The sequence below is a fragment of the Rhodanobacter sp. ANJX3 genome (assembly GCF_014200755.1).
Classification (GTDB): Bacteria; Pseudomonadota; Gammaproteobacteria; order Xanthomonadales; family Rhodanobacteraceae; genus Rhodanobacter.
Genome location: NZ_JACHCM010000004.1, coordinates 167,614 through 185,787 on the forward strand (window position 1 = coordinate 167,614; position 18,174 = coordinate 185,787).

Genomic DNA, 18,174 nt, shown 5'->3' on the forward strand with positions numbered 1-18,174 from the left:
CTGCATGCCGAACGGCGCCTTCGGGCGCCGTTCGTTTTTCGGGCGTGCGAACTCCTCTGCCGAAACAAATTTCCCGCCAGCCAGCCGCTAAACTGGCGCTCTGATGCGCGGCCTGATTCCCGACAGCTTTATCGATGAACTGCTTGCTCGCGTCGACATCGTCGACGTGATCGAACGGCGCGTGCCGCTGAAAAAAGCCGGGCGCGAGTGGACTGCCTGTTGCCCCTTCCACAACGAGCGCTCGCCGTCGTTTTACGTGAGCCCGGCCAAGCAGTTTTTCCACTGCTTCGGCTGCGGCGCGCACGGCAGCGCGCTGAAGTTTCTGATGGACTACGAGCGGCTGGAATTTCCCGACGCGGTCGAGGAACTGGCGCAAACCCTGGGCATGACGGTGCCGCGCGAAGGCGGTCGCGATGCGGCGCCGCGCGAGGACAAGACGGATCTGTACGCCCTGCTCGACGCCTCCGCCAGCTGGTACCAAAGCGAGCTGCCGAAGAGCAAGGAGGCGCAGGCCTATTGCAAGAAACGCGGATTGGACGCCGAAACCATTGCGCGCTTTCGCCTCGGCTGGGCGCCGGCCGGCTACGACGGCGTAATCAAGTCGCTGGGCAATAGCGAACGGCGCCTGCAGCTGCTCAACGAGGCCGGCATGGTCGCCAGCAGCGAGCAGGGGCGGAAATACGATCGTTTCCGCGAGCGGCTGATGTTTCCGATCCTGGATCGGCGCGGGCGCGTGATCGCCTTCGGCGGAAGAATTATTTTCAGCGCGCCTCCTGCGCGCGAAGATCAAGAAGCAGGCATCCCTGCCCGCACTTCTCAACAGAGCACCTCACCCAAATACCTCAACTCGCCCGAGACGCCGCTGTTCCACAAGGGCCGCGAGCTGTTTGCGATGTGGCAGGTGAAGCAGGCCAATGCCAACCTGCCGCGCATCGTGGTGGTCGAAGGCTATATGGACGTGATCGCCCTGCATCAGGCCGGGCTGCCGATTGCGGTGGCCACGCTGGGCACCGCGACCACGCCCGAACATACCGAAGTGCTGTTCCGCGCCGCGCCCGACGTGGTGTTCTGCTTCGACGGCGACCGCGCCGGCCGCGCCGCGGCCTGGAAAGCGCTGGAGTCGGCGCTGCCGCGGCTGCGCGACGGACGCCAGGCGTACTTCCTGTTTCTGCCCGATGGTGAGGATCCCGATTCGCTGGTACGCAAGGAAGGCAAGGAAGGCTTCGAAAAGCGCATCAAGGAAGCGATGCCGCTGTCGGACTATTTTTTCAACGAACTGTCGCACGACGTCGAGCTGGGCAGCCTGGACGGGCGTGCCCGGCTCGCCGAGCGCGCCCGTCCGCTGATCGGCAAGCTGCCCGACGGCGCGTTTCGCGATCTGATGGCACAAGAGCTGGAGCGGCGCAGCGGCGCGCGCGCGCTGGTGCAACCCGAAGCGTCCAGCCATCGCGCGGTGCAACGCCCGATCGCAGTGCAGCGTTCGCTGGTGCGCAGCGCCATCGCCCTGCTGCTGACGCAGCCCGGCATCGCCGATCAGGTAGAGAAACCCTACCGGTTTCTGCCGCAGGACAAACCGGGTATCGGCCTGCTGGCCGAGCTGCTCGACATCGCCCGCTCGCGGCCGGGGATCAACTCCGCCATGCTGGTGGAGCACTTCGCCGAGCGCGAGGAATATCCGGCACTGCAGAAGCTGATGGCCGCCGTTTCGGTGGGTGAGCCGGACCGGCAGGCGCGCGAATTTCTCGATGCGATCGCTCGCCTGGAGCACCAGGCCAGCCTGACGCGCAAGCGCGAGCTTGAAAGCCGCCGCAGCGCGCTGAGCGACGCCGAAAAGGACGAGCTGCGAGCGCTGCTGCCGATCCGCGAGACGTTTACCTCGGACCTGAGTTAAACGTTGCGGACACCACGCGAGCCGCCGCCGGTGGCCGGCAGCTCGCGCTCTAACACGCTCAGCCTTTCAGCTTCACCGCAAACTTCGCCACACGCTCGCCGAGCAGGCGCGCCGTTTCCAGGTCGCCCGATCGCGGCGCCTCGTCCGGCGACGCGTCCGACGGGGAAATCGCCAGCGCACCGGCCGAACCGGCCGTCCAGTTCACGTTGCTCGGGCCATCTTCCTTTTTGTTGGAGGGCAGTAGGCCGGTGCCGATCCATATCTGGCCGTGCTGCTGCGACAGCGTGAAGAAATAGGTAATGGTGGAAAACTTGTCGCCGTTGACCGAGGCGGAGTTGGTGAAACCGGCGGCGATCTTGTCCTTCCACGCGCTGCTGAACCAGGGCTTGGAGCTGGCGTCGGCGAATTTCTTGAACTGCCACGCCGGGCCGCCCATATAAGTGGGGCTACCGTAAATGATCGCGTCCTGCGCGCCTAGCGTCTCCAGCGCGCCCTCCGGCAGATCGCCCTGCTCGTCGATGCGAAACACCGTCACCTCGGCGCCGGCGACGCCCGCCGCGCCCTTCTGCACCGCTTCGGCCTGCTTGGCAGTGTGGCCGTAGCCGCTGAAATAAACGATGGCGATTTTTGCCATGAGAAGCTCCCGTCAGGTTGTGTGTCGTTTATGTCTGGAGCCTGCAAGGGGAAACATCAAGCCCGCGCACGGATGCTCGGCGGTGGCTGATGCGTGGTGGGGCATCCTGTCACCCCGCGGGCAACGGTCACGCAACGTGTGGGATGATGCCGCTTTGCCATCAACTACCGGCGCCGCGCCGGCACGCATGGATTTGCTTGAACGACTGATCACGATTTTCGCCGAAAACGGCTACGTTGCGGTCTTTATCGCGCTGATGATCTGCGGCGCGGGCCTGCCCCTGCCGGAAGATGTCACCCTGGTCGCCGGCGGCGTGATCGCCGGGCTGGGCTACGTCAACGTGCACGGCATGTTTGCGCTGGCGATGTTCGGCGTGCTGCTGGGCGATTCGGCGATCTTCCTGCTCGGCTACCGCTACGGGTCCAGCATTCTGAAGTGGCGCTTCGTGGCGCGCATCCTGACCCCGAAGCGTTACCAGATGGTGCAGGAAAAATTTGTCCGCTACGGCAACCGCATGCTGTTCGTCGCCCGTTTCCTGCCGGGCATGCGCACCACGATGTACATCACCGCCGGCATCAGCCACCGGGTGTCGTTTTTGCGCTTTCTGCTGATCGATGGGCTGGCCGCGCTGATCAGCGTGCCGTTCTGGGTGTATCTGGGCTATTTCGGTGCCGACAACCACGAATGGCTGATGAAATGGATGGGCCGCGGACAGAGCAGCCTGTGGGCGCTGGTCGGCATCATCGCCGTCCTGCTGCTGGTGCTGTGGTGGCGGCATCGGCGACGCAGCAACACGCAGGCCGACGGCAAGTCGGCCTGATCTGCTCCATCTTCGGGCAGGCGCGTATGCTCCGCGATCGCGTTCGTCGCACTACCGGCCGATCGGTTCCTGACGATTCCACCAGCCGCCGCCCAGCGCCTGAAACAGCGCTACCGTATCGGCATAGCGACTGGCCTGTGCGCTGGCAACCGCGATCTGCGCCTGTTGTGCGGTTTGCTGGGCGTTGAGCAGGGCCACCTCGGATATATCGCCCAGCGCCAGCTGTCGCTGTGCGATCGCCAGGCTTTTCGCCGCGGCGCTGGACGAGGTCTGCGCGGCAGCCAGCGTATCGGCATCGGAGCGAATGGCGAACAGCGTATCGGCCACGTTCTGAAAGGCCGCCACGACCGTAGTACGGTACTGCGCCTCGGCCTGTTCGTTCGCCGCCTTCGCCGCGCGCTCCTGATGCAGCAGGCTGCCGCCCTCGAAGATCGGTTGGGCCACGCCGGCGCCCAGGCTCCAGAAATTCGTCGCATCCTTGAACAGGTCGTTGAAGCGCGTGGGCGAACTGCCAGCGCCCGCACTGAGAGTCAGCTTAGGAAAGCGGTTGGCAATGGCCACGCCGACCTGGGCATTGGCCGCATGCCACTGCGCCTGCGCCGCACGCACGTCCGGGCGTTGCCTCACCAGCTGCGAGGGAATCGACAGCGGCAGATCGTGCGGCAGCTGCAGCTCGGCCAGATCGAAATGGACGGCTATATCATCACTGGAATAGAGGCCGAGCAGCGCGGCTAGTGCATCGCGCTGCTGCGCCAGCTGCTTTTCCAGCGGCGGCAGGGTCGCCTGGGCCTGCGCCAGCAGCGCCACTTGCGCGGCCACATCGGACTCGGCCAGCTGACCCAGCGCGAACTCGCGTCGCACCGTCGCCAGCACCTTTGTCTGGCTGTCGACAATGTCGTGCGTGGCCGCGATCTGCGCGCGCAGTCCGGCTTCCTGGATGGCGGCCAGCGCCACGTTAGAGGTGAGCGTGAGATAGGTCGCTTCCAACTGAAAGCGCTGCGCATCGGCCTGCGCCTGCAAGGACTCCACCGCACGCCGGTTGCCGCCGAAGATATCCGGCATGTACGACACGCTGACCTGGGCGGTGGTCAGCGTGTAGTAGTTGGCATTGGATTCCAGCGGGCTCGATAACGTAGACGGATTGCGCTGGCGCGTGGTGTTGATGCCGGCATCGACCGATGGGTAATACGAACCCTTCTGCGCCGCCACGTTCTCCTGCGCCTGGCGCAGTGCGGCGCGTGCGCTCTGCATGCCGGGATTGGACGCCAGCGCCTGCGTAATCAGTTGGTTCAACGCGGGCGAGTGGAACAGCATCCACCACTGCGCGGGCAGCTGCATATCGGTAACGAAACGCTGAGCGTCACCACCAGCGTTCGCCGTCGTGGCGGACGCGGACGCGGCGTAACGATCCACCGGCGGCGCGGGAGGCTGCTTGAAGTCCGGTCCCACCATACAGCCGGCTACAAACAGGGGCGTCAGCAGAACGGCTAAACGCGCTGCGGCGCGCGGCAGCCGTCGATGATTGAAAACGGTCATCGCCCGATCTCCTTGCGCGCACGGCGTCGCACGCCACGTTGTCGTTGGAATACGCATGCTCATGACTCCTCGGCCACGCGCGACTTGCGCGCCACGCGGCGTTCGATGGCGTACTCGATCGCAAAGTAAAACGCGGGCAGGATAAACAGCGTCAGCAGGGTGGCGATCGGCAGACCGCCGACGACGACGGAGGCCAGGCCGCGCTGCACATCGGTACCGATACCGGTGGCCATCGCCGCCGGCAGCATGCCGACGCTGGCCACCGTCGCGGTCATTAGCACCGGGCGGAAGCGCTCGGTGGCGCCGGCCACGACGGCCTGCTCGATCGACAGCCCTTCGGCGCGCACGCGGTTGATATTGGAGATCATGATGATGCCGTTCTGCACCGCCACACCGAACAGCGCGATGAAGCCGACCGCGGTGGCGATGTTCAGCGTCTCGCCGCGCAAGTGCAGCGAAATCAGCCCGCCCAATGTGGCCAGCGGCACTACCGCCAGCACCAGAACCGATTGCCGCAGCTTGCCGAATTCGGCATACAGCAGCACGGCCATGATCGCCATTACCAGACCGAGCACCACGATCAGCCGCGCCTGCGCGCGCTGCTGGTTTTCGAACGTGCCGGCCCACTCGGTGCGGTAGGTCTGCCTGTCGAAATGCACTTTCTGATCGATCTGTTTCTGCGCGTCGGCCAGGTACTCCGACAGCGCGCGATCGCGGTTGTCGACGCGAATGGTCAGCTCGCGCTCGTTCTTCTCATGCGAGATCGTGCTTTCGCCGGTTTTCAAGCTGATATGCGCAACCTCCTTCAAAGGGATCTGCGCACCGTTCGCCGCCGACAGCGGCAGGTTGCCGATCGCTTCGACGCTGTTGGCAATCGCCTGCGGCACCCGCGCGGTCACATTGTAGGTGCGGTCGCCGACGTAGACCTGGGTGATGGGCGCGCCGCCGATGGCCGTCTGAATCAGTCCGCTGATATCAGCGACGTTGATGCCGTAGCGCGCCGCTGCCATGCGATCGGCTTCGATCGCCAGCTGCGGAATCGGAGACTCCTGAAAGATCGACGCATCGGCCGTTCCACGCACGCCTTTGAGCACGTCGACGATGGCGTTGCCGATGCGCCGCATCTCGCCCAGGTCATCGCCGTAGATGCGCATCACCAGCGGGCTGTGCGCGCCGCCGATCATGTCGTTCTCGCCGTCGACGATCGGCTGGCTGATACCGATGCTCATGCCGGGAAGCTGCTGCATGCGCGCGTTGAACTTGCGCAGAAACTGCGCCTTGCTTTCGCCGTTGGCCCAGCTGCTGTACGGCGTGAGACCGACACCCGCTTCCACATGCGAGGGCGTCCACGGATCGGTGCCGGTATCGTTGCGGCCGAGCTGGGTCACGATGTAGGACACTTCGGGAAACTCGCGCACCGCGCGACGCAGCTCGCCGGTCATCTCACTGGCCTTGTCCAGCGACAGGCCGCTGGGCATCTGCACCTGCAGCCACAGCGAACCTTCGTCCAGATCCGGCAGAAACTCGCGGCCCAGCGAACCGCCGAGCAGCGCCACCGCCAGCAGCGCCACGCCAGTGATGACGTAAACCACCGGCAGATGATTCAGCAGCTTGTCGAGCACGCGGCTGTAGCCGTGCTGCAGGCGCTCCAGCGGCTTGTTGTGGAACAGCTTGCGCGGCTTGCGCAGCGCGATATACGCCAGGCCCGGCGTCAGCGTGATCGTGCACAGCAAGGCCGCCAGCAGCGCAAAGCCGACGGTGAAGGCCATCGGCGCGAACAGCTTGCCCTCGGCGTGTTCGAACGCCAGCAGCGGCGCATAGGCGGTGATGATGATCAGCGTGGCGAAGAAGATCGAACGGCCGACGTGCGCGGTCACCGTCATCACGTCGTCCTCGGTCAAGGCTTCGTCCGGCTTTTCCTCGCGCCGGCGCAGAATCGCTTCGGTCACCACGATGGTGCCGTCGACGATCACGCCGAAATCGATCGCGCCCAGCGAAAACAGATTCGCCGGCATCTTCAAGAAGTGCATCAGGATGAACACGGTGACCAGCGACATCGGAATCGCCACCGCCGCCACCAGCGCGGCGCGTACGTTGCCGAGGAAGAGAATCAGCACGATGCAGACCAGGCCAACGCCTTCCATCACCGTGTGCAGCACCTTTTCCTTGGTCGCCTTGACCAGGTCGTCGCGATCGATATACGGCACGATGCGCACGTCCTGCGCAGCCAGCCGCCGGTTGAGCTCGGCGACCTTGGCGTGGATGCCTTCGAGCACGCGCGAGGGGTTTTCGTACTTCAGCAGGTCGACGATGCCCTCGATGGTATCGGGGTTGCTGTCCTTGCCCAGGATGCCTTCGCGCACCTGATGGCCGTACTGCAGCTTGCCCAGGTCGCGCACGAATACCGGCACGCCGTTCGACTGCGTCACCACGATGGCGCCCAGATCCTGCAGCGAATGCACCATGCCGATGCCGCGCACGATGTACGACTGCTCGCCGCGCGTGATGCGACCTCCGCCGGCATTGGACGTATTGGCGGAAATGGCCGTGCTGACCTGGTTGACGCTGACCTTGTAGCGCAGCAGCTGCGCCGGATCGAGCTCCAGCTGAAACTCCTTGGTGAAGCCGCCGAACACGTCGACATTGGCCACGCCCGGCACCTGCTGCAGCGCCGGCACGATGGTCCAGTTCTGCAGCTCGGACAGCTGCATCAGGTTCTTCGTGTCCGACTCCAGCGTATAGCGATAGATCTCGCCGGCCGGTCCCGAGACCGGATCGAGGCTGGGCGTGATGCCCGGCGGCAAGGTCACCTGCGCCAGCCGCTCGGTTATGCGCTGGCGCTCCCAGTAATCCTCGGCGCCGTCCTTGAAGGTCATGGTGATCAGCGACAGGCCGAAAGTGCTGCTGGAACGAATATTCACCAGCCCGGGCGTGCTGGCCAGGCCGCGCTCCAGCGGCGTGGTGACCTGCTGCTCGATCTCCTCCGCGGCCAGGCCCGGTACCTGCGTGGTCACCTGCGCGGTGACGTCGCTGAGTTCGGGATAGGCCTCGATCGCCAGCTGCGTCCACGAGTAATACCCGAACAGCGCCACCAGCACCGTCACCACCAGAAACAGCACGCGGCGGTGAAAACAAAAGCGCAGGATCGCGTCGATCCAGGACTGATTAATCATTGAGCAGCACTCCGCCCTTCACCACCACGCGATCGCCCTGGCGCAGGCCGGACAGCACGCGCGTGCCGGTGCCTTCGTCATCGCCCAGCTGCACGGTGCGGCGCTGGAAGATCCACGGCGATACTTCGACCAGCACGGTGGTGCTGTCGTTGTTCATCAGCAGCGCGGACTCCGGCACGAACACCTGCGCCGGCTGCGCCGCGGCGAACGTCGCGGTGGCGAACATATTGGGTTTCAGGCGGCCGTCGGCATTGGCGATGACGATGCGCACCATGCCGCGGCGCGTGTCCGGCTGCAGCACACTGCCGACGGTGGCGACGCGGCCATGCAGCACGCTGCCCGGATAGGCGGACAGCGACACGTCGGCCGACTCGCCCGGTTTCACCAGGGCCAGATCGTCTTCGGCCACATCCGCCGTGACCCAGACCGAATCGAGGTTGACGATCGTCATCATGGACGCCGTGACGTCGTTGACGTAGGTGCCCGGCGCAATCGACAGCGCGGTGATGCTGCCGTCCATCGGTGCAAACACGCGGATGCCGTGCGCGTCGGCAAGCTGGCCGCCACCCCCGGTTCCGCCGACCGCGGCCAACCTCGCTCGCGCGCGCCGGTCCTCGTCCAGCGCCTGGGTATAGCCGCTCTGCGCGGCCTGCATATCCTTCACTGCCGCGCCGCCGGCCTGTTGCACGGCCTGCGCGCGATCGAGGCTTTTCTTCGCCAGGTCCAGCGCATCGCGCGCCTTGGCGGCATCGCTGACCGCCTGCGCAAAGTCGCCCGACGCGATCGCGGCCAGCAGCTGGCCGCGATGCACGGTGTCGCCCAGCCCGACCTTCAGCGCGGCGATCTTGCCCGACAGCGGCGGCAGTATATTGGCCGTGCGCGCGGGATCGGCCTCGACCATCGCCGGCGCAGTCAGCGTGTGCGGCACCGCACGCAACTCGACCGTCTGCACCTGCAGGCGCGAGCGCAATGGCGAATGCTCGGGTATGCGCAGCAGGCCGTGATCGTCGATGACCGCCGGCTCCGGCGGTGCTTCCTTGGGCGATTGCGAACAGGCCGTCAGCCAAACGATCAACACGATGGCGGCGAAGCGGCGAAGCGGATTTTTGATGGTTTGAAAGCGCACGGGCTTCCCCTTCATGCAGCGGGCTCATGCGGGCGACGACTACGCAGTCGAAGCGGCGCGGAAACGGCAAGGAGAGCGTGCAACTCGAACGAGCTGCGGGCGCATCCCGGGCCGCGGTCAGACCGTCGACGGCCGCCGCGTCCAGGCATCACCCCATGGGGAGCATGCGCGATGGCGGCGTCAGAACGACGGCAAATTCTTGGTCTTGGTGGATTGGCTTTTTGACTAATCGACTTCGGGAATCAGGGTCCAAGGCAGGTGTTCTCCTTCTTCGTACGATGGGCGGTCACGGCAGGGCTGGCGCTGTCACCACGTCACGGATCAGCCGGTCCTGAAGCAGTCCGGCATGTTCGAGCACGGGATAAGCCAGCGCCGCCAGGTGCGAGTGAATGCGCTTCAGATCGCGGAGTATCCGCAGATAGACATCGCCCGCACCCCCTTCGTCGCGACGCTCGCGCAACGCGCGGATATGACGCTCGGAAATATCGTTCTCCAGCCGCCACAGCACTTCCTTACGCGCGAACAACTGCTGTGCCGCGCGCAGATCGCTGCGCAGAAACACCGCCATGCCCAGTCGCAGGCTTTCCATGACGTGGGCTTGCATGATCGCCAGATCCTGGATGTCGTCCGCCGAAAAATCCTGGCCGCGCTGCGCCTTCTTCGCCGCAAACTCCATCAAATTGTTGGCAGTGATATCACCGATATGCTCGATATTGATGACGAAGGTCAGAATCTCCTGGGCGCGCTCGGTATCCTCCTCATTCAAGGCCTCACCGCCGAGACCGGCAAGGTACTCGCGGATCGCCACGCCCAGACGATCCAGCGTCGAGTCCATGCGGCTGATCGCTGCCGCACGCTGGCGGTCGTCCTTGCCGAACACCTCGACCAATCCCTTGAGCATGTTTTCGACCATGTCGGCCATCCGCATCGACTCGCGCGCGGCGTTGGCCAGCGCTACGCTGGCGCTGTCCAGCGCGCCCTCGTCCAGATACTGCGGCACGCCGGCATCGGCCGGCTTCGGTGGCTCCGGCAACAGTCGGATCAGCAAGCGCGAAAAGCTCTCCACCGGCGCAATGAAGATCAGCGCCAGCACCAGATTGAAAGCGGTATGGAAATTCACCGCCAGGCGGGCTGGCGTATCGCCGAGCGGTGCCAGCAACAGCATCAGCGGATGCAGCAGCGGCAGACAGAGCAGGCAGCCGAATACCCGCACCAGCGTATTGCCCAGCGGCAGCCGTTTGGCCACATTGCCATTTGCATCGAACAACGCCGGCAGCGTGCCGCCGACGTTCGCACCCAGCACCAGAGCCAGCGCTCCCTGCGCGTCGATGACATGGGTGGTGGCCAGCGAAACGATCAGCAGTACCACCGCTACACTCGAATGACATGCCCAGGTGAGCACGGCGGCCACCAGCACGGCCAGCAGCGGCTGGTCGGCCAGCGCCTGCAGCACGGCGTGCAGCGCCGAGGCGTTCTCCACCGGGGCCAGCGACACCACCAGCAGATGCAGAGCCAGCAGCATCAGACCGAGCCCGATCGCCACCCGGCCGATGTTTTCGTAACGCGCGTCGTCGCTGCGGCGATGGACCACGAAGCCGATCAGCACCAGCACCGGCGCCACCAGCGCGATATCGAACGAAAGCAGCTGCACTACCAGCGTGCTGCCGACGTTGGCACCGAGCATCACCGCCAGGCCCGGCGCCAGTCCAAGGAAGCCACTGGCCGCGAAGGACATGGCCATCATGCCGGTGGCGGTACTGCTTTGCAGCAGCGCGGTGACGCCCATACCGAAACAAAACGCCGCCGGGCGGTAACTCAGGTAGCGGCCCAGCCAGCGGCGCAAGGCACTGCCGTAACCGCGCAGTACGCCGCTGGTGACCATATGGGTACCCCACAGGAGCAGGGCGACGTAACCTGCGATATCGAGCAGGATCAGGGTTCCGTTCATGGCACAAGTCTCCGTGCGTGAACTACGCGAGCGGATAAACGCGCGGTCGCTGCGATACAGCGCATGCGACCACGCCTGGTTTTCATTTCACGCAACCGCAGCGCATACGGCTGCGGCTGTTACAGCCAGCGGCTGTAGCGGCGGATGTAGATGAGCTTGACCAGCTGGGTCAGCACGCAATACGTGAATACCGTCAGCGCGACCCAACCGAAAAACACCGCCGGCATCGCCACCATGTTGAACTTCGCACCCAGCGCGGTGAAAGGCAGCGCGATACCGACCAGCATCGCCGCCGCGGTCAGCGCCAGCACCGGTGCCGCGGCAATACTCTGCAGGAACGGAATTTTGCGTGTGCGGATCATGTGCACGATCATCGTCTGCGTCAGCAGGCTCTCGACGAACCAGCCGGTCTGGAAGAACGTCTGATGCGCCGACGAGTTGGCGCCGAACACGTGCCACAGCAGCAGGAACGTGGTGATGTCGAAGATCGAGCTGACCGGACCGATCCACACCATGAAACGGCCGATGTCGCTGGCGTCCCACTTGCGCGGCTTGCGCAGGTATTCCTCGTCCATGCGGTCGAACGGAATCGACAGCTGCGAGGTGTGATACAGCAAATCGAGCACCAGCAGCTGCAGCGGCAGCATCGGCAGGAACGGCAGGAACGCGCTGGCGATCAGCACGCTGAACATGTTGCCGAAGTTGGAGCTGGCGGTCATCTTGATGTACTTGATGATGTTGCCGAAGGTCACGCGCCCTTCGATCACGCCCTCCTCCAGCACCATCAGGTTCTTTTCCAGCAGGATGATGTCGGCCGACTCCTTGGCGATGTCGGTGGCGGTATCCACCGAAATGCCGACGTCGGCCTCGCGCAGCGCCGGCGCGTCGTTGATGCCGTCGCCGAGAAAGCCGACCGTGTGGCCCATGCGCTGCAGCGACTTCACCACGCGCGCCTTCTGCAGCGGCGACATTTTGGCGAACACCGTGGTGCGCTTGACCAGCGCGTCCAGTTCATCGTCCTCCAGCGCCTCGATGTGCTTGCCCTGCGCCGAGTGCTCCACGTCCAGCCCGACCTCGCGGCAGATTTTGCGTGTCACCGCCTCGTTGTCGCCGGTGATCACCTTGACGTCGACCCCGTGATGACGCAGCGCGGCGATCGCGGTGCCGGCCGTATCCTTCGGTGGATCGAGGAAGGCCAGGCAGCCCACCGCGATCATGTCGGTTTCGTCGGCCACGCTGTAGCTGCGGTCGGTAGTCGGCGGGTAGCGCTTGATCGCCACCACCAGCACGCGCAGGCCGTCCTCGTTGAGCTCGTGCGTCATCGCCTTGATCTCGGCGCGTCGCGCGTCGGTCATCGGCAGAATCTCGTCGCCCGATTTCAGATGGCCGCAGATCGACAGCATCTCTTCGACCGCGCCCTTGCAGACCAGCAGCTCCTCATCATCGCCCTTGGCCACCACCACCGACATGCGCCGACGCTGGAAGTCGAACGGGATCTCGTCGACGATGCGATAGGTTTCGGCGGTCGGCTCCAGGTCGCGATGCTCCAGCACCGCCTTGTCCATCAGATTTTTCAGACCGGTCTGGAAGCGGCTGTTGAGATAGCCGTATTCCAGCGCCTCGTCGGACTCTTCGCCGTTCAAGTCCAGGTGCCGCTCCAGCACGATCTTGTCCAGCGTCAGCGTGCCGGTCTTGTCGGTGCACAGCACGTCCATCGCGCCGAAATTCTGGATCGCGTTGAGCCGCTTCACCACCACCTTGCGCTTGGACATCGCCATCGCGCCCTTGGCGAGATTGGCGGTGACGATCAGCGGCAGCATTTCGGGCGTCAGGCCGACCGCGACCGACAGGGCGAACAGAAACGCTTCCAGGAAGCTGCCCTTGTCCCACCAGTTGATTGCAAACACGATCGGCACCATCACCGCCATGAAGCGGATCAGCAGCCAGCTGACGCTCTTCACGCCACGGTCGAAGCTGGTCTGCACGCGCTGACCGACCATCGTGTGCGCCAGCGAACCGAGGTAGCTGCGCGGACCGGTTGCGACGATCACGGCGGTGGCCGTACCGCTGACCGCGTTGGTGCCCATGAAGCACACGGTGCTGAGGTCGAGCGGGCTGTCGATGGCCCCCTGCAGCTCTTCCGCCGTCGGCGCGCCGGCACGCGGAGCGAGTTTTTCCACCGGCAGCGATTCGCCGGTGAGGATCGCCTGGCTGATGAAAAGATCCTTGGCGCTGAGCAGGCGGATATCCGCCGGCACCATGTCGCCGGCGGCCAGATGCACGATATCGCCGGCCACCAGCTCGGCGACCGGTACCTCGATGCGCTCGCTGTGGCCATCCGAGGAACGGCGTGTCACCGTGGCAGTGTTGCGCACCATCGCCTTGAGCTTCTCGGCGGATTTGGCCGAACGGTATTCCTGGGTGAAGCTCAACAGCACGCTGATCAGCACCATCACCGAAATGATGGTGGGGCCGGTCAGGTTGGTATGGTCGGTCGCCAGCTGCACGCAGGCCAGCACCAGCAGCACCACGATGAACGGGTTCTTGAACGCATGCAGCAGCTGCACCGTCCAGTGCGGCGGCTTTTCGTGCGACACCTCGTTGACGCCGTCGCGGTCGAGCCGCTCGGCGATCTGCTCTTCGTCGAGACCGGCCATGCTGGTGTCGAGCGACGCCAGCAGCGCGTCACGCTCGCGGTAGGCTTCCTGTGCCACCACGATGCGCACGGCGGCTGAGCCGCTCTTGCCCGCAGCGGTAGGGATCACTTGCTTGATCATGGCGTTATCCGAAAAGTATTGATAAGCCCACGGCTGGTGCACGCCCGGATACAGCACGGAGGTGGCCAGATCGTGCGCGAGGCACGAGGCTGTGTCGCGATCGTCAGAGCGGTCGCAACGGATCCATCGAGCGTGTCTCCGCCATTGGCGCAGGCCACGACTTGCCGATCACACGCAGCTTCACGCCTGCCTTGATAACAGGGCAATGTTGCGGTGAGTTTGCAGCGGACGACGGCCGACCGTAACCCGGGCTGCCGCGGCGGCGCGGGCGGCCGACAGATCGGCCGGGCGCGGCATCTGGATCACGACCGCCTCGGCGTCCGGGCGATTCAACGGCGCGGGCACGGTGATCACGCGCGCCACGCGGGGGCGGTCACGGCGAACGGACAGCACTAGTGAGCGCAAAGCGCGCAAAAAACCGGGGGTGCGAAAGAGTGTCATCGCCCATCTCCTCATAACGACGCATGCAGCGCCGGAGGAGGTGGGCCGGGTTTCCCTAGTCGAGGAAAACGCCAGCCGACCGCAGGCGGTCGCCGCAGGTAATCAGCTTGTGATGCATTGCCGGCACCCGATGCTCGCGGATGTCGACGTTGCGACTAGGGTAAACGTCCATATGCCTTTATTTGTCAGAACTGGGAGCCGAGGGCAAGACACGCCGCTCAGCCCCGTTATTTTGCGACTGCAGCACGCGAGAGTCAACGCACAAAACCGGGTTTTGTGGCTAAAGTTGATACGAAGCCAGCATCATCGATGGCGTGCAGGGCAACGCCAGAAGCGATTCTCACCCCACCGAGCGAAATGCCAGCCCCTGATGCACCGACAGCGCGCCCAGCCAGTGGTCGGCCAGCAGGAATGCGAACAGCGCCATCAAGTAAACGATCGAGTAGTTGAACACCTTCATCGCGAAAAACTCGTCCGGCGGACGCAGCAGGCGCACGGCGTAATACAGAAAACCGGCGCCCAGCACCACCGCGCCGCCCAGATAGATCAGTCCACTCATGCCGGTCATGGTCGGCAGCAGGGTGACGATGACCAGCAGCACGGTGTAGTAGAAAACGTGCCAACGCGTGTACGCCACGCCATGCGTGACCGGCAGCATCGGCACCTGCGCGCGGGCATAGTCGGCGCGGCGAAAGATTGCCAGCGCCCAGAAATGCGGCGGCGTCCACACGAAAATGATCAGGCACAGCTGCAGCGCGAACGGATGCAGCGAGTCGGTGACGGCGGTCCAGCCCAGCACCGGCGGAATGGCACCGGCCAGGCCGCCGATCACGATGTTCTGCGGCGTGGCGCGCTTCAGATAGGCCGTGTACACCAGCGCATAGCCGATCAGCCCGCCGAAGGTCAGCAGCGCGGTCAGCGGATTGACCAGCACCGCCAGCACCAGCATCGAGGCGATGCCCAGCGCAATGGCAAACACCAGCACCTGACGCGGCGTGAGCTTGCCGGTGGCCAGCGGGCGGCGGGCGGTGCGCGCCATCAGCTTGTCGATACGCTCGTCGATCAGATGATTGAACGCGGCCGCCGAACCGGAGGCCATCCAGATACCGATCGTGCCGAATACCAGCGCACGCCACGGTGGAATGCCGGGCACTGCGAGGAACATGCCGATCACCGCGCAGAACACCAGCAGCGCGACGACGCGCGGCTTGGTCAACTGCAGATATTCGCGGACGAGGCTCATCTCAGCGGGTTTCCGATAGCAGCGTGGGTGATACGTCTTTGCGCATCTGCGTGCGCGCCAGCGTCGCCAGCAGGGTAAACAGCAGCAGCGCGGCCATGCCATTGTGCGCCGTCGCTACCGGTAGCGGCAGGCCGTACACCACGTTGCTGATACCCAGCAGAACCTGGCACACCAGGGCCAGCGCGATGGCGATCGCAAACAGGCGCAGTCCCCGACGCGCCGCCTTGAACGACAGCCAGGCCAGATAGCAGAAGACCACCAGCGCGCCGAAGCGGTGCGTCATCTGGATGGCGCTGCGCGCCGCCATGTCGAGCACGCCGCCTTCGTAATTGACGCCGATACCGCGCCACAGCACGAATGCCTGGTGGAAATCCGTCGGCGGCATCCATTGACCGCCGCATTGCGGAAACGCGCCGGTGCCATAGCCGCAGGCCAGCGCGGCGTAGTTGGCCGAGGTCCAGCCACCCAGCGCGATCTGGCAGAACAGCAGCGCGATGCCGAGCACCACCAGCCGACGCAGATCCGCCAGACGATGGTCCGACGCACCGACGCCGGCAAAGCGCAGCGCCGCGTAGGCCAGCAGTGCGAACGTGGTGATGCCGCCAAGCAGATGGCCCATCACCACGACGGGTTTGAGCAGAAGGGTCACCGTCCACATGCCAAGCATGGCCTGGAAGATGATCATCGCCAGCGCCAGCACGCTGACCTTCCACGCACCGCTGCGCTTCAATGCCAGCGCCGCGATGATCGGCAGAGCGATCGCCAGCGCCGACAGCAGCGAGGACAGCGCGAATTCGCCGCGCTGATAGAGCACCACGCCGACCGCCGCGAAGATCGCCGCCGAGATGACGCCATAGCGAGCCGACGCCTTGCGCCAGCTGGCGATCAGCGCGATCAACAGCACCAGCACGCCCAGCGAACCGGCCAACACCCGATGCACCTGCTCGCGCCAGGCCTTGTCGGTTTCCACCGGGCGATCCGGATAGGCCAGATTGGCCGCGGCAATATCGTGCGCGTGGGTGGGCCAGGTGGCCTTGCCGTAGCAGGTCGGCCAGTCGGGGCATGACAGCCCCGCGTTGGAGAGGCGCACAAACGCACCGAACATCACCAGCCCGAACGCGAACAGCGCCGCCAGCAGGGTCAGTGCGCGCAGCGTCTTGACGATGCGGGGAGACATCGCGTTGGAGAACATCAGTGGATCACCTTCTGCAGATCGCGCGCTAGACCGGCCGGATCGGAGCCGGCAGGATACAGCGACAGCGCGGTGCCGTTGGACTCCACCAGCACCGCGCTGACGCTGTCCGGCGTGGTCGGTCGATAATTCGCCAGCTTGCCGTCGACGTCGGTACCGAGCTGCCAGTAGTTTCGAATCGCGGCCAGACCTTCGCCCGCCGGCGGCTGGCCCAGATAAAGCAGGCGCAGGCGCGATTGGTTGCGGCTGAGCATGATGCGGGCCTTGGCCATCGCCGTGAGGTCGTCCAGGCATTGCACCGCACAGCCGGGCCCGGGCAGCGCGATCAGCGTCATGCGCGGCTCGCTGTCGCGCCATGCATACGTCTGCCCATTGGCCAGCTGCACGCGCAGCTTCTCGTCGACAAAATTGCGTTGCGGCATGATCGGCTGGCCGTTGCCCTTGCCGCTCGGCTGCCAGCCGGTGAATGTCAGCAGGCCGGCGACCAGAATAGGCGCAGCAAACACCAGCGCGATCAGCACCAGAAAGAATCGGCTTTTGCGCAAAGCGGCAGGATCGTGGGTATGAGTAGGCATGAAGTCGCAGCAAATGTTGATGAGTGGATCTGATGTCTCAGGCGATATCAGCGATGGCGCGGACCGCGCTTGCGATGCAGCACCAGCAGAAGCACCACCGCCGCCAGCGCGAACGTAAACCACTGGAAAGCATACGCGCGATGGCGCGCCGGCGGCATCGATGAAAAATCCAGCGTATGCACGCGCACGTAGATCGACGCCGGATCGGGATCGAGCGCCAGCATGCGCGGATACAGCGTGCGGTGGAGATCGTGCGAGACGTCGACGGGGTCCAGAAAAATGCTTTTCTTCGGCCAGCGCGACTGCTGCTGCAGCGCGTTGCCGCCCATCTGAAAACCGATCGGCGGCATCGGCACGTAAAGACCTTGCAGGCTCACCTCGGTGCTCGGCAACGCCGGCAGCTGTGGCTCCTGACCGGTACCGTTGCCGGGCAGAAAACCCATATCCACCAACAGCAGCTTTTGCGTATCGTGCAGCGCGAGCGGCACGAAAACTTCCACGCCGCCGCGCTCGTCATGATTGGGGTTGTCCAGCAGGTAGATGCGATCGGTCAGGTAACGACCGCTGACATGCACGCGCGGAAAGCCATCATCCGGCGGCGTATCGGCGACCTTGGGAAAGTCCTGCAAGGGTGCCGTCGCCGATGCGGCATACCGACGCAGAAGCGCGTCCTTGAAGTCGGCGCGGTGCAACTGCCACACGCCAAGACGTATGAACAGCAACGCGCCGACGACCGTCAACAGCAATGCCCACCACGACGGACGGCGAAAGCCGCTCATGCGGAGTACCGCATAGCGGCCGCTATACTCGGGACATCA

General features: G+C 64.7%; 13 protein-coding genes. 2 read left to right on the top strand and 11 right to left on the bottom strand.

The window, feature by feature from the left end:
* The first annotated feature begins 103 nt into the window (after positions 1-103).
* Positions 104-1,891 (top strand): DNA primase, encoded by a 1,788-nt coding sequence (dnaG, locus tag HDE76_RS12555; RefSeq protein WP_184508023.1) that lies wholly within the window; start codon positions 104-106, stop codon positions 1,889-1,891.
* A 58-nt stretch (positions 1,892-1,949) separates the two neighbouring features.
* Here the strand turns inward: dnaG and HDE76_RS12560 are convergent, their stop codons facing one another.
* Entirely contained in the window at positions 1,950-2,525 is a 576-nt protein-coding gene (locus HDE76_RS12560) for a flavodoxin family protein (protein WP_179480565.1), read from the bottom strand.
* Positions 2,526-2,712: 187 nt separating this feature from the next.
* On the opposite strand from HDE76_RS12560, the gene HDE76_RS12565 reads away from it, so the two are divergent.
* Positions 2,713-3,345, top strand: a complete 633-nt coding sequence (locus tag HDE76_RS12565; protein WP_179480757.1) for a DedA family protein — start codon at positions 2,713-2,715, stop codon at positions 3,343-3,345.
* Between the two features lie 51 nt (positions 3,346-3,396).
* Here HDE76_RS12565 and HDE76_RS12570 read toward each other — a convergent pair whose 3' ends face one another.
* From HDE76_RS12570 to HDE76_RS12615, 10 genes are all read right to left on the bottom strand, one after another.
* Positions 3,397-4,881: an efflux transporter outer membrane subunit gene (locus HDE76_RS12570; protein ID WP_184508026.1), complete on the bottom strand. Its 1,485-nt coding sequence runs from the start codon at positions 4,879-4,881 to the stop codon at positions 3,397-3,399.
* Between the two features lie 59 nt (positions 4,882-4,940).
* Positions 4,941-8,054 (bottom strand): CusA/CzcA family heavy metal efflux RND transporter, encoded by a 3,114-nt coding sequence (locus tag HDE76_RS12575; protein WP_184508029.1) that lies wholly within the window; start codon positions 8,052-8,054, stop codon positions 4,941-4,943.
* Positions 8,047-9,195, bottom strand: a complete 1,149-nt coding sequence (locus tag HDE76_RS12580) for an efflux RND transporter periplasmic adaptor subunit (protein ID WP_184508032.1) — start codon at positions 9,193-9,195, stop codon at positions 8,047-8,049. Before HDE76_RS12580 ends, HDE76_RS12575 begins: the two co-directional genes overlap by 8 nt.
* A gap of 271 nt (positions 9,196-9,466) precedes the next feature.
* A complete protein-coding gene (locus HDE76_RS12585; RefSeq protein WP_184508036.1) occupies positions 9,467-11,128 on the bottom strand; it encodes a Na/Pi cotransporter family protein in 1,662 nt (553 codons plus the stop codon).
* Between the two features lie 119 nt (positions 11,129-11,247).
* Positions 11,248-13,905 carry a magnesium-translocating P-type ATPase gene (gene mgtA, locus HDE76_RS12590; protein WP_179480555.1) on the bottom strand — a complete coding sequence of 886 codons (2,658 nt, stop codon included), beginning with the start codon at positions 13,903-13,905 and terminating at the stop codon, positions 11,248-11,250.
* Positions 13,906-14,085: 180 nt separating this feature from the next.
* Positions 14,086-14,346 carry a hypothetical protein gene (locus HDE76_RS12595; RefSeq protein WP_184508039.1) on the bottom strand — a complete coding sequence of 87 codons (261 nt, stop codon included), beginning with the start codon at positions 14,344-14,346 and terminating at the stop codon, positions 14,086-14,088.
* Positions 14,347-14,686: 340 nt separating this feature from the next.
* A complete protein-coding gene (cyoE, locus tag HDE76_RS12600) occupies positions 14,687-15,589 on the bottom strand; it encodes a heme o synthase (RefSeq protein WP_184508042.1) in 903 nt (300 codons plus the stop codon).
* 1 nt (position 15,590) lies between these two features.
* Positions 15,591-16,766 (bottom strand): COX15/CtaA family protein, encoded by a 1,176-nt coding sequence (locus HDE76_RS12605; protein ID WP_179480755.1) that lies wholly within the window; start codon positions 16,764-16,766, stop codon positions 15,591-15,593.
* 14 nt (positions 16,767-16,780) lie between these two features.
* Complete coding sequence (locus HDE76_RS12610; protein ID WP_179480549.1) at positions 16,781-17,356, bottom strand: hypothetical protein; 576 nt, start codon at positions 17,354-17,356, stop codon at positions 16,781-16,783.
* 47 nt (positions 17,357-17,403) lie between these two features.
* Positions 17,404-18,135 carry an SURF1 family protein gene (locus HDE76_RS12615; protein WP_179480547.1) on the bottom strand — a complete coding sequence of 244 codons (732 nt, stop codon included), beginning with the start codon at positions 18,133-18,135 and terminating at the stop codon, positions 17,404-17,406.
* Positions 18,136-18,174: the final 39 nt, after the last annotated feature.